Source organism: Streptomyces sp. NBC_01255, from assembly GCF_036226445.1.
GTDB lineage: Bacteria > Actinomycetota > Actinomycetes > Streptomycetales > Streptomycetaceae > Streptomyces.
Genome location: NZ_CP108474.1, coordinates 7,110,045 through 7,132,616 on the forward strand (window position 1 = coordinate 7,110,045; position 22,572 = coordinate 7,132,616).

Below are 22,572 nucleotides of genomic sequence, written 5' to 3' on the forward strand. Positions count from 1 at the left end.
CACGCACGGACGCACCACGGGGAGATCCGTCACAGCGTGACGGCCCCTCACCCCGGATATCGTGGGGCACCGGGGAGGTCCCCACCCCCCACCCCACCAGCCGCTTCACCGCAGCAGCGGCCCGCACACGCACAGCCTCTCCGAGGAGCCGCTCACCCATGGCCGAGCACACCGAGAACGCGACGCACCCCGCCTACCCCGTCGGACTGCGCCTCGCCGGCCGCCGCGTCGTCGTTCTCGGCGGCGGCCAGGTGGCCCAGCGCCGCCTGCCCGCGCTGATCGCCGCGGGCGCCGACATCACGCTGATCTCCCCGTCCGCAACCCCCTCCGTAGAGGCGATGGCCGAGGCGGGCGAGATCGCGTGGGTGAAGCGGCGGTACGAGGACGGTGACCTCGCCGACACCTGGTACGCGCTGGTGGCCACCACCGACGCGACCGCCAACGCCACGGCCTCCGCCGAGGCCGAGCGGACCCGTACCTGGTGCGTGCGCTCCGACGACGCCGAGTCGGCCACCGCCTGGACCCCGGCCACCGGCCGCGACGCGGGCATCACCGTCGCGGTGCTCACCGGCCACGACCCCCGCCGCTCCGCCGCCGTGCGCGACGCGATCGTCGAGGGCCTCCGTGACGGTTCCCTCGCCGCCCCCGCACACCGCACCCGTACGCCCTTCGTCGCCCTGGTCGGCGGCGGCCCGGGCGACCCGGACCTGATCACCGTCCGCGGACGCCGGCTGCTCGCCGAAGCCGACGTGGTGATCGCCGACCGGCTCGGCCCCCGTGACCTCCTCGACGAACTGCCCCCGCACGTCGAGGTGATCGACGCGGCGAAGATCCCGTACGGGCGCTTCATGGCCCAGGAGGCCATCAACAACGCGCTGATCGAGCACGCGAAGGCCGGAAAGTCGGTCGTCCGCCTCAAGGGCGGCGACCCCTTCGTCTTCGGCCGTGGCATGGAAGAGGCCCAGGCGCTCGCCGTCGAAGGCATCGCCTGCACGGTGGTCCCCGGCATCTCCAGCTCGATCTCGGTCCCGGGCGCGGCCGGCATCCCGGTCACGCACCGCGGGGTGGCCCACGAGTTCACGGTGGTGAGCGGGCACGTCGCTCCCGACGACCCGCGCTCGCTCGTCGACTGGGCGTCCCTCGCGAAGCTCACCGGCACCCTCGTCATCCTCATGGGCGTCGACAAGATCGGAAAGATCGCCGAGGCGCTCATCGCCCACGGCAAGAGCCCGGAGACCCCGCTGGCGCTCGTCCAGGAGGGCACCACGGCGACCCAGCGCCGGGTGGACGCCACGCTCGCGACGGTCGCCGAGACCGTCAAGGCCGAGGAGGTCCGTCCGCCGGCGGTCATCGTCATCGGTGACGTCGTCACCGAGGGTCCCGGCAAGCTGGTGAAGTGACCAGGGGTAACTGAAACCTGTCACCACCCGCCGCACACCATTGGCACCACACCCCGGACAAGGCAGTATCACCCCGTGGCCGAACTCATCACGATCGACGACCCCGACGACCCGCGCCTGCGCGACTACACCGGCCTGACCGACGTCGAGCTCCGACGCAGACGCGAGCCCGCCGAGGGCCTGTTCATCGCGGAGGGCGAGAAGGTCATCCGCCGCGCCAGGCAGGCGGGGTACGAGATGCGGTCGATGCTGCTCTCCGCCAAGTGGGTCGACGTCATGCGCGACGTCATCGACGAGGTCCCGGCGCCGGTGTACGCGGTCCAGCCGGACCTCGCCGAACGCGTCACCGGGTACCACGTGCACCGCGGCGCGCTCGCCTCGATGCAGCGCAAGCCGCTCCCGGACGCGACGGAGCTGCTCGCCGGCGCGCGCCGGGTGGTGATCATGGAGTCGGTCAACGACCACACCAACATCGGCGCGATCTTCCGCAGCGCGGCCGCCCTGGGCATGGACGCCGTCCTGCTCTCCCCGGACTGCGCGGACCCGCTCTACCGACGCTCCGTCAAGGTCTCGATGGGCGCGGTCTTCTCCGTCCCGTACGCCCGCCTGGACACCTGGCCCCGCGGCCTGGAGGCGGTACGGGAAGCGGGGTTCAAGCTGCTCGCGCTGACCCCGGCGGAGAAGGCGACGTCGATCGACGAAGCGGCCCCGCACCGGCTGGAGCGGGTGGCGCTGATGCTCGGAGCGGAGGGCGACGGCCTCTCCACGCAGGCGCTGCGCGCGGCAGACGAATGGGTCCGGATCCCGATGGCCCACGGAGTCGACTCGCTGAACGTGGGCGCGGCGGCGGCGGTCGCGTTCTACGCGGTGGCGACGGGCCGCCCGGAGTCCTGACAGAAGCCGACGGAGGTCAGACGCCCTCCCGACAGCGAAGAGCCGACCGAGGCCAGACGACCTCCCGGCAGCGAAGAGAGCCGACCGCGGTCCGACGACCCTCCGGTCGGCTTTCCGCCGTTCTAGCCCTGCAAGGCCTGCGCGGCGGCGATGCCCAGGGCCACGACCAGGGTCACGACCACGAAGACGAAGAGCCGCTGGCGCAGCAGACGGGGGTTGGCGGGACGCCGTCCCGTCGACGTCGAGCGGGCGCCCGGCCGGGTGCCGGGACGTGACTGGGGGGCCCGGGAGCCGCCGGTCCGCGGCCCGGCGGAGGGCCGTGAGGCCGGGCCCGTCCCCCGCGCCTGCCCCCGCTGCTCGCGCTCCGCGTCCCGCTCGGGACCGTGACCGCGGGTGTCCCGCTCCGTGTACCGCTCGGTCGGCCGTGCGGTGTTCCGCTCCTCGGCCCGCTCCCGCTGGACGGGCGGACGCGAGACCGGCAGGCCCTGCGCCTCGCGGGCGGCGATCTCCTTGAGCCGCATCGACAGCTGGAGCGTGCTGGGACGTTCCTCCGGGTCCTTCGCCAGACAGGCCCGGATCAGCGGGGCCAGCGCGTCGGGGACGCCGTGGAGCTGCGGTTCCTCGTGCACGACCCGGTAGAGCATGACCTCCGAACTCCCGTGCCCGAAAGGGGAGTCGGCCATTGCCGCGTACGCGAGGGTGGCGCCGAGCGAGAACACGTCCGTGGCGGGGGTGACGGCCGCGCCGCGCACCTGCTCCGGGGCGAGGAAGCCGGGCGAGCCCACGGCCGTCCCCACGTGGGTGAGCGTGCTGGCTCCCGTGGCCCAGGCGATCCCGAAGTCGATGATCCGGGGACCCTTGGGGGAGAGCAGGATGTTCGAGGGCTTCAGGTCGCGGTGGACGACCCCGGCCTCGTGGACGGCGACGAGGCCCTCCGAGAGCGCGGCCCCGATGGAGGCCACATCGGCGGCGCGCAGGCCGCCCTCCTCGGCGACCCGGTCGTGCAGTGAGGGGCCGGGCACGTACTGGGTGGCGAACCAGGGGCGCTCGGCCTCCAGGTCGGCGGCGACCAGCCGGGCCGTGCAGCCGCCGCGGATCCGCCGGGCCGCGGAGACCTCGCGGGCGAAGCGGGACCGGAACTCCTGGTCCTCGGCCAGGTCGGGGCGGATCACCTTGAGCGCCACGCGCTGACCGCGCCGGTCGGACCCGAGGTACACGACCCCCATCCCGCCGGCCCCCAGCCTGCGGTGGAGCCGGAACGACCCGACGATCCGCGGATCCTCGCGCCGGAGCCGCATCATCGCCATGTCCGTCCCCTCGTCCGTTCGACGTGGCACAGCTTACGTAGTGGCGCCCGAACGTGCTCATAGGCCGCGCCCTCGCACCGGGATCGATTGTCAGTGCTGAGGGGGACGGCAAGACCGAGCATGAACCCGACCGCCGCCTCAACCACCTTGCTCAGCAGATCACTTGACGGAGGGTCGCGAGAGCCCCGGCACGGCTCGGACGGCGGCTCCCCGGGCTCCGGGACCCCGAGATCCGGACAGGCCCCGGCGAAGTGAGCGATGTCACGCCCGGTGACCTGCCCGACACCCGCCGAAGCGCGCGCGGCGGCACGCCCGTCCGGCCGGCCGCACCGGCTCCCGGACGGCCGACCCCTCCGGGAAGACCCCCACTTCCGGACGCCCGTCTCCACCCAGGGGAGTACTCCGCGCGGCCGGGCGTCATCCTCCGGGAGGCCCGCAAGTCGGTACGCGGGCATGACGTCCTGGCGCCTCCCGCTCCCTAGTGTTGTTGTCAGCGGCGGGTGCAGCACTCGTCCCCCGAGGTCACGTACCCGCCGCGCCAGACACGACAGGAGAGGAACCATGGCGTACACGGCACCGCGGTCGACCACCAGCCCTTCGGGCCGTCGTCACCCCTTGGTGGCCACGGCCATGGTCCTCCCTCTCGCGGCCCTGCTCGTGGTCGTCTTCGGCGGCTGGGAAGCAGTGGTCACACAGGCGTCGTCCGTGGGCGTGATGTTGGGGCGCTGAACAGCGCCCGGACCAGGGAGAGCGGCCCGGGTCAGGGACATCCGGCCATCAACCCCGTGGGGACGGGGGTGTGGCGGACGGCAGCGTGAGGCCGGTCAGCTGGGGAGCTGACCGGCCTTCGCGCATCCCCGGGACCCGTCCCCGTGGCCGTCGTACGGGGGAGCGGCGCGTACGCTCCCCGCGTGGACCCCGCCGCCCAGCCCTCACGGCCTTCACCGACCGCCCCGCCCTCACCCACCCCGACGCCGCCCGACCGGCCCGACCGGCTCGCTCCGCCCGCACACCTCACCCGGCTCGCCGCCGTGGCGCGCGCGGCCGCTCACCGCCCCGGTACGCCATGCCACTGCGCGAGCGATTCCGTCGGGGTACTCGCCGACCGGGACGACGGCACCGTCGTACGCCACGGGCCGCTCGTCGCCAAGGCGCACGCCCCGGACACGGACCCCGAGGCGCACCGTGCGCGGCTGGCGCTGGCCGCCCACCCCGACGTCGACGGCATCCTCCTGCCGCCGCTCCCGCTCCCGGTCCCGGCACAGGGAGGCGGCGGCGCCGCACTCGAAGGCCGTCCCGTCACCGTGTGGCCGTACGGGCCGCCCGTCGCCCCGGACGACCCCGACGCCGCCCCTTGGGAGGACGCGGCACGGCTCCTCGCGCTGCTCCACCGCACGCCGCCCCCGCCGGCACCGGCCCCGCGGCTCCCGGCGATGCGGGCCCCGCTCAAGGTGGCGCTCGCCGTGGACCGGATGCGCCGGACGGCGCCGGACCATCCGGCCGCCGGCATCGTGCTGAGTGCCTGGCGGACGATCCCCGACGCCGGCCCGTCGGGCCCCCGGCTGCTGTGTCACGGCGACTTCCACCTCGGCCAACTGGTGCGCGAGCCCCGGCCGGTGGGCGACGGGCCCTGGCGGCTCATCGACATCGACGACCTCGGCCTCGGCGATCCCGCGTGGGATCTGGCCCGCCCCGCCGCCTGGTTCGCCGCCGGCATCCTGCCGCCGGAGGTGTGGTCCCGTTTCCTCGGCGCGTACCAGGAGGCGGCCGGTCCGGCCGTCGGCGCCGATCCGTGGGTCCAACTCGACGTCCCGGCCCGGGCCCTGACGGTCCAGACGGCGGCTCTGGCCCTCGCCAAGTCCGTGGCCGAGCGCCGGCCGCTCGACGAGGTCGAGGACGTGATGATCGACACCTGCGCGCGGATAGCCGGACACCGAACCGATCCGGCCGCTTCGGCGTCCACGTAAAGTGAAAGGCACCATTCGAACGGCAATGTCAGGGAGTTGAGCCGAGCATGCAGTGTCCCAAGTGCCATGCGGCCATGCACACGTACAACCGCAACGGCGTCCAGATCGAGCAGTGCAGCGGCTGCCGCGGGATATTCCTGGACTTCGGCGAGCTGGAGGCCCTGACTCGCCTGGAGTCCCAGTGGTCCCAGCAGGCGCCGCCGGCCCCGCAGGCCTACCCGGCGCAGCCCGCCCCCGCGGCCCCCGCCTGGGGAGCCCCGCACCAGGGCGGCCACCACGGCGGTCACTACCGCCAGCGCGGCTTCGGCCGGATGCTCTTCTCCTCCTGAGGGTCCTGAGCACGAAGAAGCCCCCGGCGCGAGATGCGGCCGGGGGCTTCGTCAGGTGGTGCGCGATACTGGGATTGAACCAGTGACCTCTTCCGTGTCAGGGAAGCGCTCTCCCGCTGAGCTAATCGCGCGGGATGGTGCACATGTCGTATCCGAAGATACTCCATACTGCGTGCGCGATACTGGGATTGAACCAGTGACCTCTTCCGTGTCAGGGAAGCGCTCTCCCGCTGAGCTAATCGCGCGGGATGGTGCACACGTCGTGATCGACGGTGCGGGGTGCTGTGTGCGCGATACTGGGATTGAACCAGTGACCTCTTCCGTGTCAGGGAAGCGCTCTCCCGCTGAGCTAATCGCGCGGGGGATCCGGAGATCCAGGATCCGAAGATCCAGTGGACGATACTGGGATTGAACCAGTGACCCCTTCCGTGTCAGGGAAGTGCTCTCCCGCTGAGCTAATCGTCCTTGGAGGTGGAGACGGGATTTGAACCCGTGTAGACGGCTTTGCAGGCCGTTGCCTCGCCTCTCGGCCACTCCACCAGGAGTGATAACAGGGGTTCGGGAAGATCCCCCACATCGAGCGGACGACGAGATTCGAACTCGCGACCCTCACCTTGGCAAGGTGATGCTCTACCAACTGAGCCACGTCCGCTTGTCGTTTCCGTTCCGCTTGCGCGTCCCGGCGACGTGTTGAACTCTAGCGGATTCCTGGGCCAGTACAAAAACGCGTTTCCGCAGCGTGCTGACCTGCGCGCCGATCGGGGTGCCCGTCGCGGCGCCCCGGAGGGTTCGCGTGGCGTTCACTCGCCGTGTCGCCCGAGTGGCGCGCAGCCCCGCGCGCACGAGGCCGCACACACGAACCCGGGGACCCGGTCCACCCGACCTAGACTCGATGCGTGCACGACTTTGCTCCTCTGGCCCGCTTCGGCGGCCTCGTCGCGACCGATCTCCGGGACGTCACCCATGACCCCGAGGCCCTGGACTCCACCGGCTTCTGGGCCGTCTGCGCGGACTTCGAAGGCCGTCTGACCTGCGCCCGCTTCGGCGACGTGCGGCCCGACCCGGTGCCCACGCCCGTGCCGGGAGCCTGGCGAGGACCGGGGGCCGGTGACTGGGCGTCCTCGCTCGACCGCGCCGCGTACACCGCGGGCGTCCGGCGCGTGCGCGAGCACATCGCGCGCGGCGAGGTCTACCAGGCGAACCTCTGCCGGGTCCTGACCGCGCCGCTGCCGGACCCGGCCGCCGCCGACGTCGACGCCCTGACCGCGCTGCTCGCCCGGGGCAACCCGGCTCCCTACGCCGGAACGATCCGCCTCCCCGCCCACGGTGTGGAGATCGCCACCGCTTCTCCCGAGCTCTACCTCCGTCGCGAAGGGGCCCTGATCACCTCGGGCCCCATCAAGGGCACCGGCCGCACCACCGCCGACCTCCTCCCCAAGGACCACGCCGAGAACGTGATGATCGTCGACCTGGTCCGCAACGACCTGGGACGCGTCAGCGCGACCGGCACCGTCGCCGTCCCCGCCCTCTGCGCGGTCGAGGAGCACCCCGGCCTCGTCCATCTCGTCTCCACCGTCACCGGCCTCCTGCGCGAGGACGCGGGCTGGCCCGAGCTCCTCGACGCGACCTTCCCGCCCGGCTCCGTCACCGGCGCGCCCAAGTCCAGCGCCCTGCGGATCATCGAGGCCCTGGAGACCGCCCCCCGCGGCCCGTACTGCGGAGGCATCGGCTGGGTGGACGCCGACGCGGACACCGCAGAGCTGGCCGTCGGCATACGCACCTTCTGGATCGACCGTCCCGAGGGCGTGCTCCGCTTCGGCACCGGCGCCGGGATCACCTGGGGTTCTGACCCGGAGCGCGAGTGGGAGGAGACCGAGCTGAAGGCGTCCCGGCTGGTCGCGATAGCGTCGGGCGCCTACGAGTCGGACGCCTGCGAGGCGAGCGGAAAGGCCATCTCTCGATGAAACTCTGGGTCAACGGCGGGCTGCACGACGCGGAGACCGCCCTGGTCTCCGTCCTGGACCACGGGCTGACCGTCGGCGACGGCGTCTTCGAGACGGTCAAGGCCGAGCGCGGAGAAACGTTTGCTCTCACCCTCCACCTGGACCGCCTCACCCGCTCCGCCCGCGGACTCGGCCTGCCCGACCCGGACCTCGACGAGGTCCGCCGCGCCTGCGCCGCCGTCCTCGCCGCCAACCCGATGGAGCTCGGCCGGCTGCGGATCACGTACACCGGCGGTCTCTCGCCGCTCGGCTCGGAGCGCGGCGACGCCGGCGGCAGCCTCGTCGTCGGCCTCGGCGAGACCGCCCGCCGCGCCGACTCCACCGCGGTGATCACCGTGCCCTGGACCCGTAACGAGCGCAGCGCCCTCGTCGGCCTGAAGACCACCTCGTACGCGGAGAACGTCGTCGCCCTCGCCAGGGCGCGCGAGCAGGGTGCCTCCGAGGCGCTCTTCGCCAACACCCTGGGGCGGCTCTGCGAGGGCACCGGCTCCAATGTCTTCGTCGTGCTCGACGGCACGATCCACACCCCGCCCGTCGCCTCCGGCTGCCTGGCGGGCATCACCCGGGCCCTCGCCGTGGAGTGGACCGGCGCCGAGGAGACCGATCTGCCGCTGGACGTGCTGGAGAGCGCCGAGGAGATCTTCCTGACCTCGACCCTCCGCGACGTCCAGGCCGTGCACCGCGTCGACGGGCGCGCGCTCACCGGCGCCCCCGGGCCGGTCACCGCCAAGGCCATGCGGATCTTCGACGAGCGCGCGGCACAGGACCGGGACCCGCGCCTCGCGTGAGCCCGTTCGCGCGTAAATCGGGATGACGGACGGCCCGGGGGTGGGTAGAACACCCATGATGACCACCACCCTGCGGCCGGCCGGGCCGCTTCAGCAGACGCCCGACGGCGGCCGCTCCCGTACCTACGACGTGTGCGTGAACAGTCGCCGCGTCGGCTCCGTCCACCTTTCGACCGATCCCGGCTTCGGCGCCGCCTCGGGCGTGATCCAGGGACTCAGGGTCGACGAGCCGGACCGGCGGCGGGGCCGTGGCACGGTCGCCGCGCTCGCCTCCGAGGAGGTGCTGCGGAGCTGGGGCTGCGCCGAGGTGCAGATATCGGTGCCCGCCGACGCGGAGGCGGCGCTCCGGATGGCCCGCTCGCTGGGCTACGGCGAGCGCAGCCGGAACATGGTCAAGGAACTGGCCGCCGAGCCGCCGGCCCTGCCGGACGGCGTCGAGGTCAGGCCCATGACCGGGAGCGAGTTCACCGAGTGGGAGGCGCGGGCCAAGGAGGGCTTCGCGCAGAGCTGGATCGACCGCGGGGTCCCCGAGGACCAGGCCCGCGCCAAGGCCGACGACAGCCACCGCAGGTACCTCCCGCAGGGCCTGGCCACCCCCGGCATCGCGATCCACGTGGTCGTCCGGGACGGGCGGCCCGCCGGCTTCCTGTGGACCGGCCGCATCGAGCTCGAACCGGGACGGTGGGCCGCTTTCGTGTACGACATCGAGGTCGCGGAGGAGCAGCGCGGGCGCGGCTACGGCCGGGCCCTCATGCTGCTCGCCGAGCGGGTCGCACGGGAGACCGGGGAGGAACTGCTCGGACTCCACGTCTTCGCGGGCAACACCCCGGCCATCCGGCTCTACGAGTCCCTCGGCTACCGCACCACCTACGTGAACAGCGCCAAGGCGCTCCTGTAGGGGGTGCTCAGCCCTTCAGGAGACGGTCGGCGATCTCCTCGATGCGCTGCCGCAGGCCGTCCTGGCTCTGGCCGCCGTCGAGGCGCTCGCCGCCGATCACGTACGTCGGGGTGCCGGTGACCTTGATCGCCTTGCCCTCGGCCTCGTCCGCGTCGACGGTCAGCAGGTGCCGGCCGTCGATCAGGGCGGTGTCGAACTCCTCGGCGTCCAGCCCCAGTTCGGTCGCCACCTCCAGGAGCACCGGCTCGCCCCGGTCGCCGAGGTCGGCGGTCCTGGCCAGCAGCGCCTCCACGTACGGCCAGCCCTTGCCCTGCTCGACGGCCTCCTCGGCGGCCTGGGCGGCGGCGTAGGCGTGCTTGTGCTTCGCCAGCGGGAAGTGGCGCAGCTGTACGTCGAGGCGGTCGCCGTAGGTCTCGCGCAGCGCGCGGACGTCGTCGAGGGCCACGAAGCAGTCGGGGCACTGGAGGTCGAACCAGGCCTCCAGGACGACGGGGGAGGCGGGTGCGGTGGTGGAGTCGTTCATGGCAGCAGTGTCCCTCACCACCCCCTGGGGAGGAGATCCGGCCGCCGCGACCCCGAGATCTCCCTGAGAAGGGTCCCGGGACGTGGCCCCGGGAGCCCTCGGCGGTGCAGGATGGAAGGGACGCATCACCCGGACCTGGAGGATCGCATGATCGCCGAGACCATTTTCTCCGCGGCGGCCGTGGCGGGCCTGGGTATCGCCGGAGTCACGGCGTACCGGAAGCGCTTCCTGTCCGCCGCCCGGATCGCCGCCTACTCGCTGGTGCCGCTGGGTCTCGTGATGACCGGCGCCGTGGAATGGATCGCCGACACGGCCTTCAGCCCGGTGGCCTGGGCGGGATTCGGCGTGCTCGGTGCCGCCTGGCTGCTCTTCTCGTCCACGCGGGCCATCGAGCGGCGCCGCGGCGGCCGTAAGGAGACCACCGGTGGAGCGGAGCCGAGTGCCGTGGCCCCGGCCGCGTCCTCGCCCTCGCGCGCCGTGGCGCCGAAGCCGCAGGCCGGCAAGTCCGCCGGGGAGGACTTCAGCGACATCGAGGCGATTCTGAAGAAGCACGGAATCTGATCACTTCTGGCGATTCCCGTTCCCGTGATCCACGGGAAGGGGTGAACAGCCCTTGCGGTGAGGCGTGTTGCGGGATTTCCCGGGCGTGGCGTGCGTCATCATCCCCCCGAGATGCTCGATACCTCGCGGGAGCCCGTCCCCGCCGCCCCTGATGCCGCCGGACCCGTCGACATGCCCGCGGAGGAACCGCGCGGCTGTCTGTTCGCGCTCTCCCAGCCGCCGCTGATGATCTTCCTTGCGGTGATCGGCTGCCTGCTGCTGACGGCCGCCGTGCACGATCTCTTCGTGCTGTGACGGGGGGCGGGGCCGGCGGTCAGCCCGCCGCTTCCTTGCGGCGCGCCCGGTATGCGGCCACGTGCAGGCGGTTGCCGCAGGTGCGGCTGTCGCAGTAGCGGCGTGAGCGGTTGCGGGACAGGTCGACGAAGGCCCGGCCGCAGTCCGGTGCCTCGCAGCGGCGCAGCCGCTCCTGCTCGCCCGCCACCACGATGAACGCGAGGGCCATGCCGCAGTCGGCGGCGAGATGGTCCGCCACCGAGGCGCCCGGCGCGAAGTAGTGCACGTGCAGGTCGTAGCCGTCGTGGTCGGTGAGCTGCGGGGTGGTGCCCGCCGCCGCCACCAGCTGGTTGATCAGCGGGGCCGCGATCCGGGGTTGGGGGGCCGAGAACACCGCGGTGAACTTCTCGCGGACGTCGCGGACGGCCTTCAGATCGCCGGCTCCGAGCTCGCCCACGTCGCTGATCTTGTGCGCCCGTACGAAGGTCCGCAGCCCTTCGAGGTCCGCGAGCTCGTCCGGGCGGTCGCCCTGGGGGGCCGTGTTCATCAGATCGACGACGGTGTCGAGGGCGATCCGGGTGTCGTGGGGGATCAGCACGATTCGCTCCCTGGCCGGCCGCGGGCGGGCGCCCGCGGAATGGCGCTGACTCTAGCGCGGCCGGGAAAGGGACAACGGCGCCCACCACCGCGCCGGCTGCGCGGTGGGGAACGCCGTCGTCGTGCCTATGTGACTGCCCACGCGGCGCCGTCGCCCCGAGTCGGACGGCGCCGTGCGGCTCTCGGCCTGGCTCAGCTGTCCGCCAGGATGTGGGAGAGCTCCGTATCGAGATCGAAGTGCCGGTGCTCGGTGCCCGGTGGCACGGCGGCGTCGGTCCGCTTCAGGAACGACTCCAGGGCCCTCGCCGGGGCCTCGAGCAGGGCTTCTCCCTCGGGTGAGCTCAACGCGATGCAGACGACTCCCTGGCCGTGACTACGGGATGGCCAGACGCGGACGTCGCCCGTGCCGGTGGGCCGGTGCAGCCCCTCGGCGAGAAGGTCGCGGGCGAAGACCCACTCGACCGTCTCTTCGGCTCCGGTGTGGAAGGTGGCGTGCACGGCATACGGATCGGCCGTGTCATACCGCAGGCCCGCGGGTACAGGCAGTGAGGACTCGCTCGACACAACGAGGCGCAGGTGCAGCTCGCAGCTGACCGTGGTGTTCATAAGCGCCAGGGCCTTTCGCTCAGTGTGCGCTCGGGGATTCGCACGTCGGCGAAATCGACATGCCACCTCCAGTGCCGTTGTAAACCCCTCTGTCGGTTTTGTGATCGTTCAGGTAGCTCGGATGGCGGTATGTAACCACGAGTAATACCGCCATACCGGTAGGCCCCTCGCGTCCGGTAAGTTGGGGGGTATGAATGCGGAGAGTGACGAGCGCACAGGGGATTCCGCAGCCGGCCAGGAAGCCGAATTGGGATCCCGCGCACCGGAGTTCATCAAGTCCCGACGAGGCCTGCATCTGAGCTGGCAGGTCGGCGTCTTCATCGTGGGACTGGCCGTGGTCGGCGCGGGCGTCGTGATGCTGCCGCTGCCCGGACCCGGCTGGCTGGTCATCTTCGGCGGCATGGCGATCTGGGCGACCGAGTTCGTCTGGGCACAGCTCGTGCTCCGCTGGACCAAGCGGAAGGTCACCGAGGCCGCCCAGCGCGCCCTCGATCCCAAGGTCCGTCGCAGGAACATCATCCTCACCACCGTCGGCCTGGTGATCATCGGCGCCCTGCTCGGCGTCTACCTCTGGAAGTTCGGCATCGTCATGCCGTGGAAGATCGACGAGTGACCCTCAGGCGGTTCGGGAGCCCCGCTGACATGGGGTAATGTTTGCGGTGCGCCCGGGCGATTAGCTCAGTGGGAGAGCACTTCGTTCACACCGAAGGGGTCACTGGTTCGAACCCAGTATCGCCCACCACCCGGCCCGAAGGCCCGGAGACGGAACACCGTCTCCGGGCCTTCGGCGTTCGTCGGTGGTGCGTCACCGCATCCGCGCCAGCCGCTCCCGCAACCGCCGGGCATCCCGCAGCCGCTGCTCGTACGTGGCGCCCACCGCGAGCAGCAGGAGCCCGGCCAGGGCCGGCGGCAGCCAGCGCGGCAGTGCACCTACCGCCTGCACGACGTACGGGGCCAGCTCGTGCAGCCCGTCCAGGGCCAGCACCCCACCGCCGAGCACGAGCAGCGCCTGGAGCCGGAACCGCGCGCCGAGGAGCGTCACGACGAGCGCAGCGACCCCCAGGAGCAGCGGGCGCATCCAGTCCGGGTCCACCCAGGCCGCGACGAGGCTCGGCAGCAGGGTCGCCGCGAGACCGGGGCCGTACGCCGTCCAGGACGAGGCCTCCGGGTCCCGGCGCCGCCGCAGGAACCCGACGACCAGCGCGGGCACGGTCACCGGCAGCGTGTACGCCTCCGGGGTCGTCACATCCGAGACCGCGAGCCGGACCCAGGTGGCGAGCAGGAACAGGGCCGCCGCCGTCCACGAGCCGAACCGCCGCCGCTCCGGCCGGACCGCCGTCGCCGCCGCGATCACCCCGCCGGCGGCCAGCGCGAGCGCGAGGAACGCGGGCCGGGACGTGGCGACCCCCAGGGCGAGCAGCCCCACGGAGGCGCCGGTGATCTCGACCGCCAGGGTCACCGGGCCCGTACGCGTCCGGGCGGCGAGCGCCGCGGTGGCCGCCGGGACCAGGAGCAGCGCCAGGGCCGTCCAGTGGTCCTCGAACCCGGCCGTGGCCGCCACCGCCAGGACGAGCCCCGTCGCCGTGAGGACGGCGACGCAGGCGGAGACCACCCGGCGCGCGCCCTCCCCGAGCACGGCGACGCCCGCGAAGAGGCCGAGCAGCACCCCCAGCGAGACGAAGGTGGCCCCACGGACGTCCAGCGCCGACGCGACCGTGCTCACGGCGGACGCGAGTCCGCCGGCGTACGCGCACCAGCCGAGCGCGGTACGGGGCTCCAGGACGGTCACCCGCGCCTGGGGCCGCAGGGGTGCCCAGGTGCCCCAGGGAGTCCCGGGGCCGGGAACCGGCGGCAGGGCCGTCGTGACCGGTGCCTCGGCGCGCCGCAGGCCGCGCAGGAGCGGGCCGGGGCGGACGGCGATCCAGAGGGTGGCCGCCGTCGTGAGGAGCTGGAGGACGAGCGTCGCCGCGTACGGCAGGTCCAGGGCGACGGGCAGGGCCGTGAGCAGCGCCCAGACCACCGCGAGCGCGCCGCAGCGGGCCCAGAGCCGGGGGACTGCCGCGAGCGCGGCGGCGGCCACCAGGAGGACCAGGCCGGCGGTCGCGGGGTACGAGGTCAGGGCACGCTCGGCGTGCTCGCCGGACCACACCTCCGTCGTCCGGGCCAACGGGCCCAGCAGCCCCACGGCCGCGGGCGGCAGCGCCCACAGCGCGCCGAGCGCCATGACCCCGGCACCGGCGCCGGCGAGCCCGAGCCGGACGCCAGGCGGCAGCCACGCGGGCGTGGCCGGCCGGACCGTGGCCCCCGCGCCGGTCGTCGTGCCCGCGCCGGTCGTGCCCGCGCCGGTCGTGGCGGCGTCGGCCGTGCCGGCGTCCGCCCCGGGCGCCGTCCCGGAGTCCGCGCCGAGGAGCGGCCCGCCCGCGCGCCACAGCGACGCCAGGGCGAGGCCGCACAGCACGTACCCCGGGACCGTCCAGTCCGCCGGGAGCGCCGCCCGGAGGAGGCCGCCGAGGGCCGCCACCGCCGACAGACCCGCGAGCGCCGAGGCCGCCGCCGCGAGCGGAGGCCGGCGCCAGGCCACGTACAGCGTCAGTGCCGCGCTCGCCAGGATGAGCGGAGCGCCGCTCCACGGCGCGGACAGGGAGAGCCACGCACCCGTCAGGAGCGACCAGCCGCCCAGCGCCGTCGCCCCGGCGACCGCCGTGATCCGGACCGCCGTCGGGCGGGTCCACAGCGCCACCGCCACGTCCGCCGCGACCGTGACCAGCGCCGCCCAGGCGAAGGCCGTCGGCCCGCCCCCGGCCGCGAGCACGCCCAGCGGCAGCGGCAGCTGGGCCGCGACGACGGCCACCGGCAGCGGGATCCGCAGCCGGGGCAGCGCCGAGCCGTACGCCGTCCACGCGCCCGCGAGGACCGCGGACGCCACCGCCGTGTAGCCCAGGCCGTCCGTCTCCGCCAGCGCCACCCGGTGCAGCGCGTACGCGTCGAGGACCATCAGGACGAGGCCCAGCGCCGCCACCGACTCGGCCGTCGAGACCAGCCCCTTCCGCAGCAGCGCCACCGGCGCGGCCAGGGCCGCCGAGGTCACCACGAGCAGCACCGCCGCGCGGCCGCCGATCCCCATCGAGCCCCAGCTCACCAGGGTGAAGGCGACCGCGGCGATCGTCAGGAGCGTCCCGCCGAGCGTCAGCAGCACGTTCTGCGCGCTCCGCGGGGTCGAGTCCGCGACCGCCCTGCCCCCCGGCCACGGCGCCGCCACCGGGGCCGCCGGGACCGGCGAGTACAGCGCGCGGATCAGCCAGGCCCGGCGGGCCAGCAACTGGGTCCGGCGCGCTTCGAGTTGCGCCAGCTCGCGGTCGACGAGCACCAGCTCGTCCGCGGGCGGCAGGGAAGTGTCCATGACCGGAGTGTGGCCCCGGCCACACGCGACGGGAATGCGTCACCGTACTCAGATTCCGGCCTGAGTACCCCAGACTGGGGGCATGGACTGGTGCCGGTACCGCTTCCGGAGCGTCTGGCGGCTCGCCGCCCCGCCCGACGCCGTCTACGCCGTACTCGAACGTGCCGAGGAGTACCCCCGCTGGTGGCCCCAGGTCCGCGAGGTCGTCCCCGTCGACGACACCACCGGCACCGCCCGCTTCCGCTCCCTCCTCCCGTACGAGATCGTCGTCACCGCCCGCTCCCTGCGCCGCGACCCCGCCGCCCGGATCCTGGAGGTCGGCCTCGGCGGGGACCTGGAGGGGTGGGCCCGCTGGACTCTCGTGGCGGAAGGGGCCGGCACCCGCGCCGTGTACGAGCAGGAAGTGGAGGTCCGCGCCCGGCTCCTGCGGGTCCTCGCCGTCCCGGGACGACCCGTCTTCCGGGCCAATCACGCCCTGATGATGCGGGGCGGACGGCGTGGACTCGCCGCCCATATGAAGGGGCCGCTCGAAGAGCGTCGATGAGGGGCGGTGGTCGGGTGACGGGTGGGCGGTTTGAACGAAACCCGTACGGGCCTGTATGGTTCAACCCGTTCCCGGGCGATTAGCTCAGCGGGAGAGCACTTCGTTCACACCGAAGGGGTCACTGGTTCGATCCCAGTATCGCCCACCGGGAAAAGCCGGTCCGTCGAAAGACGGACCGGCTTTTGTCATTCCGTGGCCTCATCCGTCAGGCCGCCGTGCGCAGTTCCGGTCGCAGCGGCCAGGCCGGGTCCACCGTCTCCGGTGTCCCCTGCCGCGTGAACCACGCCTGGAGCCCGCGCGCCTGGGCCGCGTGCCACACCGCCTGGAGCGTGTGCAGCTCCGCCGGGGACAGCCGCTCGAGACGGGACGAGAAACGCCGCGCCAGCGCCCGTACGAGGTCCATCGACGCGGTCGCGTCCGCCGCCGCGTCGTGCGCCCCGGCCAGCTCCACCTCGTAGTGCGCGCAGAGGTCGGTGAGCGTGCGGCGGCCCTTGCGGTAGCGGTCCAGATGCTTGTCCAGGACCCGCGGGTCGAGCACGCACAGCGGCGAACTCGCCAGGTAGGTCCCCAGCGACGACGCCCGGTGCCGGCGCAGCTCCCGGTCCAGGATCGTCAGGTCGAACGGTGCGTTCATGACCACGAGCGGCCGCCCCGAGGTGATCTGCTCGGCGAGCGCCCGTGCCAGCTCCTCCATCACCGGAGCCGGCCACCGGCCGTTCCGCTGAAGGTGATCGTCCGTCAGTCCGTGTACGGCCGTGGCCCCCTCCGGTACGGGTATGCCCGGATTGACCAGCCAGCGCGTCACCCGCGGGCGCGCCCCGGCCGTGTCCTGCACGACGAGGGCGGCCGAGACGATCCGGTCCTCCTCGACGTCGACTCCCGTGGTCTCCGTGTCGAAAGCGGCCATGGGCCCTTCGTACCAGTGCGTCGTCATCCCCGAACTCCTCGCACCCCAGCGGCAGATGGCCAACCCCCTGCCCGAAACGGTGATACCCGCACTGTTTGCGCCGTACGCGGACCGGTCACAACACCAGGGACGGGGAAGGAAATCGACATGGCGCTCGCCCAGCCCGAGTCGGGAGGGCTGCCGCCTCAGCGGGCAGCATCGACGCGCGGCTCACTCGCCACCACCGCCTGCATGGAGACCCTCCAGGTGGGCTACCTCCACGCGGTCGCCGCGGCGGCCGGCTGTTCGCTGTCCCAGCCCTTTCCGGACAACGGCATCGACTGGCACGTCAGCCACGGCTCTCCCGCGCACACCGTCGACGACGAAGTGACCATCAAGGTGCAGCTCAAGTGCACCTACCAGATACCGCCGCACCCGCCGGGGAACTCCTTCTCGTTCACGCTCGACAACGACCATCTGGTGAAGCTCGCCCGGACGCCCGTGTCCGTGCACAAGATCCTGGTCGTGATGATCGTCCCGAGGACGCAGGAGGACTGGCTGAGGGCGAGCCACGACCGGCTCGACCTGCGGCACTGCTGCTACTGGATCAACCTGGCCGGACACCCGGTCACGGGACGCCGCCGGACCACGGTGCGCATCCCGACGGCGCGGATCTTCGACGACCGGGCGCTCTGCGAGATCATGACCCGGGTCGGCGTGGGAGGGAGACCTTGATGCACCGACCGATCGACGACCCGGACGGCGGGTACGGAGCCGGTGGTGACGGCGGCGGGCGCGGTTCCGGCTCCGTACCGCCGCCCTACCGGCCCCATCCGGCGCCCGGCGACACCCCCGGGCCCTGGACCGGGATCCCCGCACCGCCCGCGGGACCCTGGGCCGACACACAGGGCCCGCCCGACCCCGGGCGGGTCGACCCGCGCGTCCTCGGCGCCCTCCTCGCCCGCCACGGCTGGCGGCGGCGCGGCGGGGCGGCCGGGCGCTACAGCCGCTGGACCCCGCCCGGCGGCCCGGGCGGCGGCACGGGAAGCGGCGGCACGAGCCTGCTCGTCCCCGAGAGCCGGGCCTTCCCCGACTGCGAGGACCTCCTCGGCGAGGCGCTCGCCGCCCTCGCCCACAGCGGCACGCCCTCCGCGCGCGAGGTCCTCACCGGCCTCTCCGTCCCCAGCGACGAGATCCGCTGGTGGCGCGACGTACCGCCGGGCCCGGCCGGCACGGTCCCGTGGACCGTGCAGGAACAGCTCAGGTCGGCGGCCCGCCAGCTGCTCCTCGCGGGCGCCCTCGCCGTACGCGGACGGGCCGGCTACCACGGCGCCCGCCACCGCCGGCCCGCCCAGGCCTCCCTGGAGACCGTCGTCGTGGGCGCCGCCCCCGGCGGACGCGGCCTGACCGCCTTCCTGCCGGTCGAACCGGGCCGCCCCATCGCCGTCCGGCTCTACCACGCGCTCTACGCGGCCCGGGAGGCCACCGACTACCAGCGGGCCACCGGCGGCATGGAGGCCTTCGACGCCGCCGTCGAGGCGGGCGTCAGCCGCGAGCTCACCGAGGCCCTCGTCGCCCTGGTCCGGGGCACGGAAGGGGCCCGGGTCGCCCTCGAATGGGCTCCGGCCGCCGGAGCCCCCGAGGGGTGCGCCGCCCGCCCCGAACCCGTCGAGTTCTCGCCCGGCGACCTGCCCGCCCTGCGCGAGGCGAGCGCCCGCTATCTGACCGACGAGCCGTCCGTGCCGGTACGCATCACCGGGGCAGTCGTCCGCATGCGCCGCTCGGGGGCGCGCGGCGACGGCACCGTCCGGCTGCGGGTGCTCGGCGGGGCGGAGGTCCCGCACGTCCGTGTCACCCTCGGGGAAGAGGCGTACCGCACCGCCGTCCACGCCCATCTCGTCGGGCTGCCGATCAGCGTCGTGGGCCGCCTGGAGAGCAGGGGCGGTTTCCGGCGCCTGACCGACGCCTCCGGGGTCGTCCCCGTCCAGGTCGACGAGGCGGAGCGGGACCGGCTGATGAAGTCGCTCCACGAGAACCTCGACTTCTTCGAGGAGGCGTGCGGCCCGGACGAGGCGTGACGGGTGGGGCGAAGGCGGGGCGCGGGGCGGGAGAAACGGGTGCGCGGGCGGGCCGGTCGGCTCGGTAGGATCGGCGTGATGCGGCACCTCGTCTCTGTCGCGCACCGTCGGCGCCGGCACCTCGTGCCTGCCTGCGCCCCAAAGGAAGAAGAACACCAGTGTCTGAAGTCCGTGTGACCGTCCAGTCCGCCTCGGAAGCAGAGGAGAGGGCGGTGAGCGCGGGCACCACCGCCGGTGCCCTCTTCGCCGACGACCGCACCGTCATCGCCGCCCGCGTCGCCGGCGAGCTGAAGGACCTCTCGTACGAGCTCGCCGAGGGCGATGTCGTCGAGGGCGTCGAGATCTCGTCCCCGGACGGTCTCGACATCCTGCGCCACTCCACCGCGCACGTCATGGCCCAGGCCGTGCAGGAGCTCTTTCCCGAGGCCAAGCTGGGCATCGGCCCGCCGGTCCGGGACGGCTTCTACTACGACTTCGACGTCGAAAAGCCCTTCACTCCCGAGGACCTCAAGGTCATCGAGAAGAAGATGCAGGAGATCCAGAAGCGCGGCCAGCGCTTCTCCCGCCGCGTGGTGACCGACGAGGCCGCCCGCGAGGAGCTCGCCGACGAGCCGTACAAGCTGGAGCTCATCGGCATCAAGGGCTCCGCGTCCACCGACGACGGGGCCGACGTCGAGGTGGGCGGCGCCGAGCTGAGCATCTACGACAACCTCGACGCCAAGACCGGCGAGCTGTGCTGGAAGGACCTCTGCCGCGGTCCGCACCTGCCGACCACCCGGAACATCCCGGCGTTCAAGCTCATGCGCAACGCGGCCGCCTACTGGCGCGGCAGCGAGAAGAACCCGATGCTCCAGCGCATCTACGGCACCGCCTGGCCGTCGAAGGACGAGCTGAAGGCCCACCTCGACTTCCTGGCCGAGGCCGAGAAGCGCGACCACCGCAAGCTCGGCAACGAGCTCGACCTCTTCTCCGTCCCGGACGAGATCGGCTCCGGCCTCGCGGTCTTCCACCCCAAGGGCGGCATCATCCGCCGGGTCATGGAGGACTACTCGCGCAAGCGCCACGAGGAGGAGGGCTACGAGTTCGTCTACTCGCCGCACGCCACCAAGGGCAAGCTGTTCGAGAAGTCGGGCCACCTGGACTGGTACGCCGAGGGCATGTACCCGCCCATGCAGCTCGACGAGGGCGTGGACTACTACCTCAAGCCCATGAACTGCCCGATGCACAACCTGATCTTCGACGCGCGCGGGCGCTCCTACCGTGAGCTGCCGCTGCGCCTGTTCGAGTTCGGCACCGTGTACCGGTACGAGAAGTCCGGCGTCGTCCACGGTCTGACCCGGGCGCGCGGCTTCACCCAGGACGACGCGCACATCTACTGCACCCGCGAGCAGATGGCGGAGGAGCTGGACAAGACCCTCACCTTCGTCCTCAACCTGCTCCGCGACTACGGCCTGAACGACTTCTACCTGGAGCTGTCCACCAAGGACCCGGAGAAGTTCGTCGGCTCGGACGAGGCGTGGGAGGAGGCCACCGCGGTCCTCCAGCAGGTCGCCGAGAAGCAGGGCCTCCCGCTGACCCCCGACCCGGGCGGCGCCGCGTTCTACGGCCCGAAGATCTCGGTGCAGGCGCGGGACGCCATCGGCCGTACCTGGCAGATGTCGACCGTGCAGCTCGACTTCAACCTGCCGGAGCGCTTCGACCTGGAGTACACCTCCCCGGACGGCACCAAGCAGCGCCCGGTCATGATCCACCGCGCGCTCTTCGGTTCCATCGAGCGTTTCTTCGCGGTGCTCCTGGAGCACTACGCGGGTGCGATGCCGCCGTGGCTGGCGCCGGTGCAGGCGACCGGTATCCCGATCGGCGACGCGCACGTCGACTACCTGCACGAGTTCGCCGCCAAGGCGAAGAAGCAGGGCCTGCGCGTGGACGTCGACTCGTCCTCGGACCGGATGCAGAAGAAGATCCGGAACGCGCAGAAGCAGAAGGTCCCGTTCATGATCATCGCGGGTGACGACGACATGGCCGCCGGCGCCGTCTCCTTCCGCTACCGCGACGGTTCGCAGGAGAACGGCATCCCCGTCGACGAGGCCATCGCCAAGATCGCCAAGATCGTCGAGGACCGCGTCCAGGTCTGACGGCCGCACGCGTGATCAGGCCCCCGGGGATTCCCCCGGGGGCCTCTTCTCGTCCTCCCGCGTGAACGCCTGGATCAGCCAGGACGAGAACGAACCCGTCACCGCGCCGAGCAGCGCGAGCCCGCAGGCCATCACGCCCACCGCCGTCACCCGGCCGCCCGTGGTCACCGGGGTGACGTCCCCGTACCCCACCGTGGCGAGCGTGGCGCAGGCCCACCACACCGCGTCGCCGAAGGTGCGGATCGTGGCGCCCGGGGCATCCACCTCGTACTGGTAGACGGTGAGCGCTCCCGCGAAGCCCAGCAGGGTCGTGGTGAGGCCGGCGTAGACCATCACGCGCGCGTAGAGGCTGAGCCGCGGCTTCTCCTGGCGGCGCTGCACCCGGTCGTAGATGGTGACCATCCGCACCGGCCGCAGCAGGGGCAGCATCAGGACCACCGTGTCGAGGAGGTGGGTGCGGACGAAGCGCAGCGGGCCGAGGCCGCTGAGGCGGAGCCGTACCGCGTAGTCCGCGATGAAGACCGCCCAGGCGGCCAGGGTGACGGCGAGGCACAGGTCGAGCCAGACCTGGGCGAGACCGTGGTGGCCGAGGACCCGGACCGCGTAGCCCGTCAGATAGGCGAGCGAGGCCACGGCGAGCGGGGTCTCCATGCGGCGGTCCCAGCGTTCCTGGCGGGGCGGTTTCGGTGGCCTGTCGATCATCGGATCAGCATGGCGTCTGCATGGATCTTCCGCCCCGGCGACACGTTCCGAACGGGCGACGCAATATGCTGCACAGCATGACGACTGAGCCGGAGCAGCAGATCGGAGTCGGGACGCGGGACGCGTTCCAGCGCCTGTGGACGCCTCACCGGATGGCGTACATCCAGGGCGAGAACAAGCCGACCGGGCCGGGGGCCGACGACGGCTGTCCGTTCTGCTCGATTCCGGCGAAGTCCGACGAGGACGGTCTGGTGATCGCCCGCGGCGAGAGCGTGTACGCGGTCCTCAACCTGTACCCGTACAACGGCGGACACCTCATGGTCGTCCCCTACCGGCACGTCGCCGACTACACGGACCTGGACGTGGCGGAGACGGCGGAGCTCGCCGACCTCACCAAGCGCGCGATGGTCGCGCTGCGGACGGCGTCGGGTGCGCACGGCTTCAACATCGGCATGAACCAGGGCGCCGTCGCCGGCGCGGGGATCGCCGCGCACCTGCACCAGCACGTGGTGCCGCGCTGGGGCGGCGACACCAACTTCATGCCGGTCGTCGGGCACACCAAGGTGCTTCCGCAGCTGCTCGCCGACACCCGGAAGATGCTCGCCGACGCCTGGCCGGCCACCATCTGATCCGTACGCGGGGCGATTCGTACGCGTGTTGATTCGTACGCGCGCGAAAGGC

Annotated in this window: 23 protein-coding genes and 8 tRNA genes; 18 read left to right on the forward strand and 13 right to left on the reverse strand. The window is 72.7% G+C overall.

Going from position 1 to position 22,572, the window contains the following annotated elements; translation table 11 throughout:
- The first annotated feature begins 158 nt into the window (after positions 1–158).
- Both cobA and OG357_RS32205 read left to right on the forward strand, forming a co-directional pair.
- Complete coding sequence (cobA, locus tag OG357_RS32200) at positions 159–1,400, forward strand: uroporphyrinogen-III C-methyltransferase (RefSeq protein WP_329624473.1); 1,242 nt, start codon at positions 159–161, stop codon at positions 1,398–1,400.
- A 75-nt stretch (positions 1,401–1,475) separates the two neighbouring features.
- Positions 1,476–2,294 carry a TrmH family RNA methyltransferase gene (locus tag OG357_RS32205; protein WP_317593825.1) on the forward strand — a complete coding sequence of 273 codons (819 nt, stop codon included), beginning with the start codon at positions 1,476–1,478 and terminating at the stop codon, positions 2,292–2,294.
- 122 nt (positions 2,295–2,416) lie between these two features.
- On the opposite strand, the gene OG357_RS32210 is transcribed toward OG357_RS32205, so the two are convergent.
- A complete protein-coding gene (locus tag OG357_RS32210) occupies positions 2,417–3,601 on the reverse strand; it encodes a serine/threonine-protein kinase (protein ID WP_329624474.1) in 1,185 nt (394 codons plus the stop codon).
- A gap of 561 nt (positions 3,602–4,162) precedes the next feature.
- Here OG357_RS32210 and OG357_RS32215 point away from each other — a divergent pair.
- The 3 genes from OG357_RS32215 (at position 4,163) to OG357_RS32225 (ending at position 5,897) form a co-directional block, all read left to right on the forward strand.
- Positions 4,163–4,330 carry a hypothetical protein gene (locus OG357_RS32215; protein WP_024758747.1) on the forward strand — a complete coding sequence of 56 codons (168 nt, stop codon included), beginning with the start codon at positions 4,163–4,165 and terminating at the stop codon, positions 4,328–4,330.
- 302 nt (positions 4,331–4,632) lie between these two features.
- Positions 4,633–5,568 (forward strand): aminoglycoside phosphotransferase family protein, encoded by a 936-nt coding sequence (locus OG357_RS32220; protein ID WP_329625761.1) that lies wholly within the window; start codon positions 4,633–4,635, stop codon positions 5,566–5,568.
- 47 nt (positions 5,569–5,615) lie between these two features.
- Complete coding sequence (locus OG357_RS32225; protein WP_329624475.1) at positions 5,616–5,897, forward strand: TFIIB-type zinc ribbon-containing protein; 282 nt, start codon at positions 5,616–5,618, stop codon at positions 5,895–5,897.
- Between the two features lie 56 nt (positions 5,898–5,953).
- Here the strand turns inward: OG357_RS32225 and OG357_RS32230 are convergent.
- From OG357_RS32230 to OG357_RS32255, 6 genes are all read right to left on the reverse strand, one after another.
- Positions 5,954–6,028: transfer RNA gene (locus tag OG357_RS32230), tRNA-Val, on the reverse strand.
- Between the two features lie 42 nt (positions 6,029–6,070).
- Positions 6,071–6,142, reverse strand: a tRNA-Val gene (locus tag OG357_RS32235).
- A 42-nt stretch (positions 6,143–6,184) separates the two neighbouring features.
- Positions 6,185–6,256 (reverse strand) — tRNA-Val (locus tag OG357_RS32240).
- Between the two features lie 34 nt (positions 6,257–6,290).
- Positions 6,291–6,362: transfer RNA gene (locus OG357_RS32245), tRNA-Val, on the reverse strand.
- Between the two features lies 1 nt (position 6,363).
- Positions 6,364–6,437: transfer RNA gene (locus tag OG357_RS32250), tRNA-Cys, on the reverse strand.
- Between the two features lie 39 nt (positions 6,438–6,476).
- A tRNA-Gly gene (locus OG357_RS32255) sits at positions 6,477–6,549 on the reverse strand.
- Between the two features lie 244 nt (positions 6,550–6,793).
- On the opposite strand from OG357_RS32255, the gene OG357_RS32260 reads away from it, so the two are divergent.
- From OG357_RS32260 to OG357_RS32270, 3 genes are read left to right on the forward strand one after another with little or no spacing between them, the layout of a single operon-like run.
- A complete protein-coding gene (locus OG357_RS32260) occupies positions 6,794–7,861 on the forward strand; it encodes a chorismate-binding protein (protein WP_329624476.1) in 1,068 nt (355 codons plus the stop codon).
- Positions 7,858–8,688: an aminotransferase class IV gene (locus OG357_RS32265; RefSeq protein ID WP_329624477.1), complete on the forward strand. Its 831-nt coding sequence runs from the start codon at positions 7,858–7,860 to the stop codon at positions 8,686–8,688. Before OG357_RS32260 ends, OG357_RS32265 begins: the two co-directional genes overlap by 4 nt.
- Before the next feature lie 58 nt (positions 8,689–8,746).
- The gene (locus OG357_RS32270) at positions 8,747–9,586 is read left to right on the forward strand and encodes a GNAT family N-acetyltransferase (RefSeq protein ID WP_329624478.1); all 840 of its coding nucleotides are present in this window, start codon (positions 8,747–8,749) and stop codon (positions 9,584–9,586) included.
- Between the two features lie 7 nt (positions 9,587–9,593).
- Here the strand turns inward: OG357_RS32270 and OG357_RS32275 are convergent, their stop codons facing one another.
- On the reverse strand, positions 9,594–10,109 hold the full coding sequence (locus OG357_RS32275) for a DsbA family protein (protein ID WP_329624479.1): 516 nt from the start codon (positions 10,107–10,109) through the stop codon (positions 9,594–9,596).
- 111 nt (positions 10,110–10,220) lie between these two features.
- On the opposite strand from OG357_RS32275, the gene OG357_RS32280 reads away from it, so the two are divergent.
- Positions 10,221–10,670, forward strand: coding sequence for a hypothetical protein (locus OG357_RS32280; protein WP_443066764.1), 450 nt, complete (start codon positions 10,221–10,223; stop codon positions 10,668–10,670).
- A 111-nt stretch (positions 10,671–10,781) separates the two neighbouring features.
- Entirely contained in the window at positions 10,782–10,964 is a 183-nt protein-coding gene (locus OG357_RS32285; RefSeq protein ID WP_329624481.1) for a hypothetical protein, read from the forward strand.
- Between the two features lie 19 nt (positions 10,965–10,983).
- Here OG357_RS32285 and OG357_RS32290 read toward each other — a convergent pair whose 3' ends face one another.
- Complete coding sequence (locus OG357_RS32290; RefSeq protein ID WP_329624482.1) at positions 10,984–11,541, reverse strand: CGNR zinc finger domain-containing protein; 558 nt, start codon at positions 11,539–11,541, stop codon at positions 10,984–10,986.
- Between the two features lie 191 nt (positions 11,542–11,732).
- Complete coding sequence (locus OG357_RS32295) at positions 11,733–12,146, reverse strand: SsgA family sporulation/cell division regulator (protein WP_015032345.1); 414 nt, start codon at positions 12,144–12,146, stop codon at positions 11,733–11,735.
- Positions 12,147–12,336: 190 nt separating this feature from the next.
- Between OG357_RS32295 and OG357_RS32300 the strand changes: the two genes are divergently transcribed.
- Together OG357_RS32300 and OG357_RS32305 are read left to right on the forward strand one after the other, a co-directional pair.
- Entirely contained in the window at positions 12,337–12,759 is a 423-nt protein-coding gene (locus tag OG357_RS32300) for a TIGR02611 family protein (protein ID WP_329624483.1), read from the forward strand.
- Positions 12,760–12,813: 54 nt separating this feature from the next.
- Positions 12,814–12,888: transfer RNA gene (locus OG357_RS32305), tRNA-Val, on the forward strand.
- Positions 12,889–12,951: 63 nt separating this feature from the next.
- On the opposite strand, the gene OG357_RS32310 is transcribed toward OG357_RS32305, so the two are convergent.
- The gene (locus tag OG357_RS32310) at positions 12,952–15,546 is read right to left on the reverse strand and encodes an SCO7613 C-terminal domain-containing membrane protein (RefSeq protein WP_329624484.1); all 2,595 of its coding nucleotides are present in this window, start codon (positions 15,544–15,546) and stop codon (positions 12,952–12,954) included.
- A gap of 82 nt (positions 15,547–15,628) precedes the next feature.
- On the opposite strand from OG357_RS32310, the gene OG357_RS32315 reads away from it, so the two are divergent.
- Positions 15,629–16,090: an SRPBCC family protein gene (locus tag OG357_RS32315; protein ID WP_329624485.1), complete on the forward strand. Its 462-nt coding sequence runs from the start codon at positions 15,629–15,631 to the stop codon at positions 16,088–16,090.
- A 73-nt stretch (positions 16,091–16,163) separates the two neighbouring features.
- Positions 16,164–16,235, forward strand: a tRNA-Val gene (locus tag OG357_RS32320).
- A gap of 60 nt (positions 16,236–16,295) precedes the next feature.
- Here the strand turns inward: OG357_RS32320 and OG357_RS32325 are convergent.
- Entirely contained in the window at positions 16,296–17,024 is a 729-nt protein-coding gene (locus OG357_RS32325; protein WP_329624486.1) for a 3'-5' exonuclease, read from the reverse strand.
- A 120-nt stretch (positions 17,025–17,144) separates the two neighbouring features.
- Here OG357_RS32325 and OG357_RS32330 point away from each other — a divergent pair, with 120 nt between their 5' ends.
- The 3 genes from OG357_RS32330 to thrS all read left to right on the forward strand — a co-directional run bounded on the left by OG357_RS32330 (position 17,145) and on the right by thrS (position 21,189).
- Positions 17,145–17,711, forward strand: coding sequence for a DUF4365 domain-containing protein (locus tag OG357_RS32330; protein WP_329624487.1), 567 nt, complete (start codon positions 17,145–17,147; stop codon positions 17,709–17,711).
- On the forward strand, positions 17,711–19,054 hold the full coding sequence (locus OG357_RS32335) for a hypothetical protein (RefSeq protein ID WP_329624488.1): 1,344 nt from the start codon (positions 17,711–17,713) through the stop codon (positions 19,052–19,054). Before OG357_RS32330 ends, OG357_RS32335 begins: the two co-directional genes overlap by 1 nt.
- Before the next feature lie 158 nt (positions 19,055–19,212).
- Positions 19,213–21,189, forward strand: a complete 1,977-nt coding sequence (gene thrS, locus OG357_RS32340; RefSeq protein ID WP_329624489.1) for a threonine--tRNA ligase — start codon at positions 19,213–19,215, stop codon at positions 21,187–21,189.
- Between the two features lie 15 nt (positions 21,190–21,204).
- On the opposite strand, the gene OG357_RS32345 is transcribed toward thrS, so the two are convergent.
- Positions 21,205–21,891 carry a potassium channel family protein gene (locus OG357_RS32345; RefSeq protein WP_329624490.1) on the reverse strand — a complete coding sequence of 229 codons (687 nt, stop codon included), beginning with the start codon at positions 21,889–21,891 and terminating at the stop codon, positions 21,205–21,207.
- A 65-nt stretch (positions 21,892–21,956) separates the two neighbouring features.
- Here OG357_RS32345 and OG357_RS32350 point away from each other — a divergent pair, with 65 nt between their 5' ends.
- Entirely contained in the window at positions 21,957–22,520 is a 564-nt protein-coding gene (locus OG357_RS32350; protein ID WP_317593810.1) for an HIT family protein, read from the forward strand.
- Positions 22,521–22,572: the final 52 nt, after the last annotated feature.

Bases quoted from the DNA above. Each gene is read 5' to 3' on its own strand.
- OG357_RS32270 (WP_329624478.1), top strand. From the start codon at position 8,747: ATGACCACCACCCTGCGGCCGGCCGGGCCGCTTCAGCAGACGCCCGAC.
- OG357_RS32350 (WP_317593810.1), top strand. From the start codon at position 21,957: ATGCTGCACAGCATGACGACTGAGCCGGAGCAGCAGATCGGAGTCGGG.
- OG357_RS32310 (WP_329624484.1), bottom strand. From the start codon at position 15,546: ATGGACACTTCCCTGCCGCCCGCGGACGAGCTGGTGCTCGTCGACCGC.
- OG357_RS32215 (WP_024758747.1), top strand. From the start codon at position 4,163: ATGGCGTACACGGCACCGCGGTCGACCACCAGCCCTTCGGGCCGTCGT.
- OG357_RS32225 (WP_329624475.1), top strand. From the start codon at position 5,616: ATGCAGTGTCCCAAGTGCCATGCGGCCATGCACACGTACAACCGCAAC.
- OG357_RS32280 (WP_443066764.1), top strand. From the start codon at position 10,221: ATGGAAGGGACGCATCACCCGGACCTGGAGGATCGCATGATCGCCGAG.
- OG357_RS32345 (WP_329624490.1), bottom strand. From the start codon at position 21,891: ATGATCGACAGGCCACCGAAACCGCCCCGCCAGGAACGCTGGGACCGC.
- OG357_RS32210 (WP_329624474.1), bottom strand. From the start codon at position 3,601: ATGGCGATGATGCGGCTCCGGCGCGAGGATCCGCGGATCGTCGGGTCG.
- OG357_RS32330 (WP_329624487.1), top strand. From the start codon at position 17,145: ATGGCGCTCGCCCAGCCCGAGTCGGGAGGGCTGCCGCCTCAGCGGGCA.
- OG357_RS32315 (WP_329624485.1), top strand. From the start codon at position 15,629: ATGGACTGGTGCCGGTACCGCTTCCGGAGCGTCTGGCGGCTCGCCGCC.
- OG357_RS32325 (WP_329624486.1), bottom strand. From the start codon at position 17,024: ATGACGACGCACTGGTACGAAGGGCCCATGGCCGCTTTCGACACGGAG.
- OG357_RS32295 (WP_015032345.1), bottom strand. From the start codon at position 12,146: ATGAACACCACGGTCAGCTGCGAGCTGCACCTGCGCCTCGTTGTGTCG.
- OG357_RS32275 (WP_329624479.1), bottom strand. From the start codon at position 10,109: ATGAACGACTCCACCACCGCACCCGCCTCCCCCGTCGTCCTGGAGGCC.
- OG357_RS32300 (WP_329624483.1), top strand. From the start codon at position 12,337: ATGAATGCGGAGAGTGACGAGCGCACAGGGGATTCCGCAGCCGGCCAG.
- OG357_RS32335 (WP_329624488.1), top strand. From the start codon at position 17,711: ATGCACCGACCGATCGACGACCCGGACGGCGGGTACGGAGCCGGTGGT.
- cobA (WP_329624473.1), top strand. From the start codon at position 159: ATGGCCGAGCACACCGAGAACGCGACGCACCCCGCCTACCCCGTCGGA.
- OG357_RS32265 (WP_329624477.1), top strand. From the start codon at position 7,858: ATGAAACTCTGGGTCAACGGCGGGCTGCACGACGCGGAGACCGCCCTG.
- OG357_RS32285 (WP_329624481.1), top strand. From the start codon at position 10,782: ATGCTCGATACCTCGCGGGAGCCCGTCCCCGCCGCCCCTGATGCCGCC.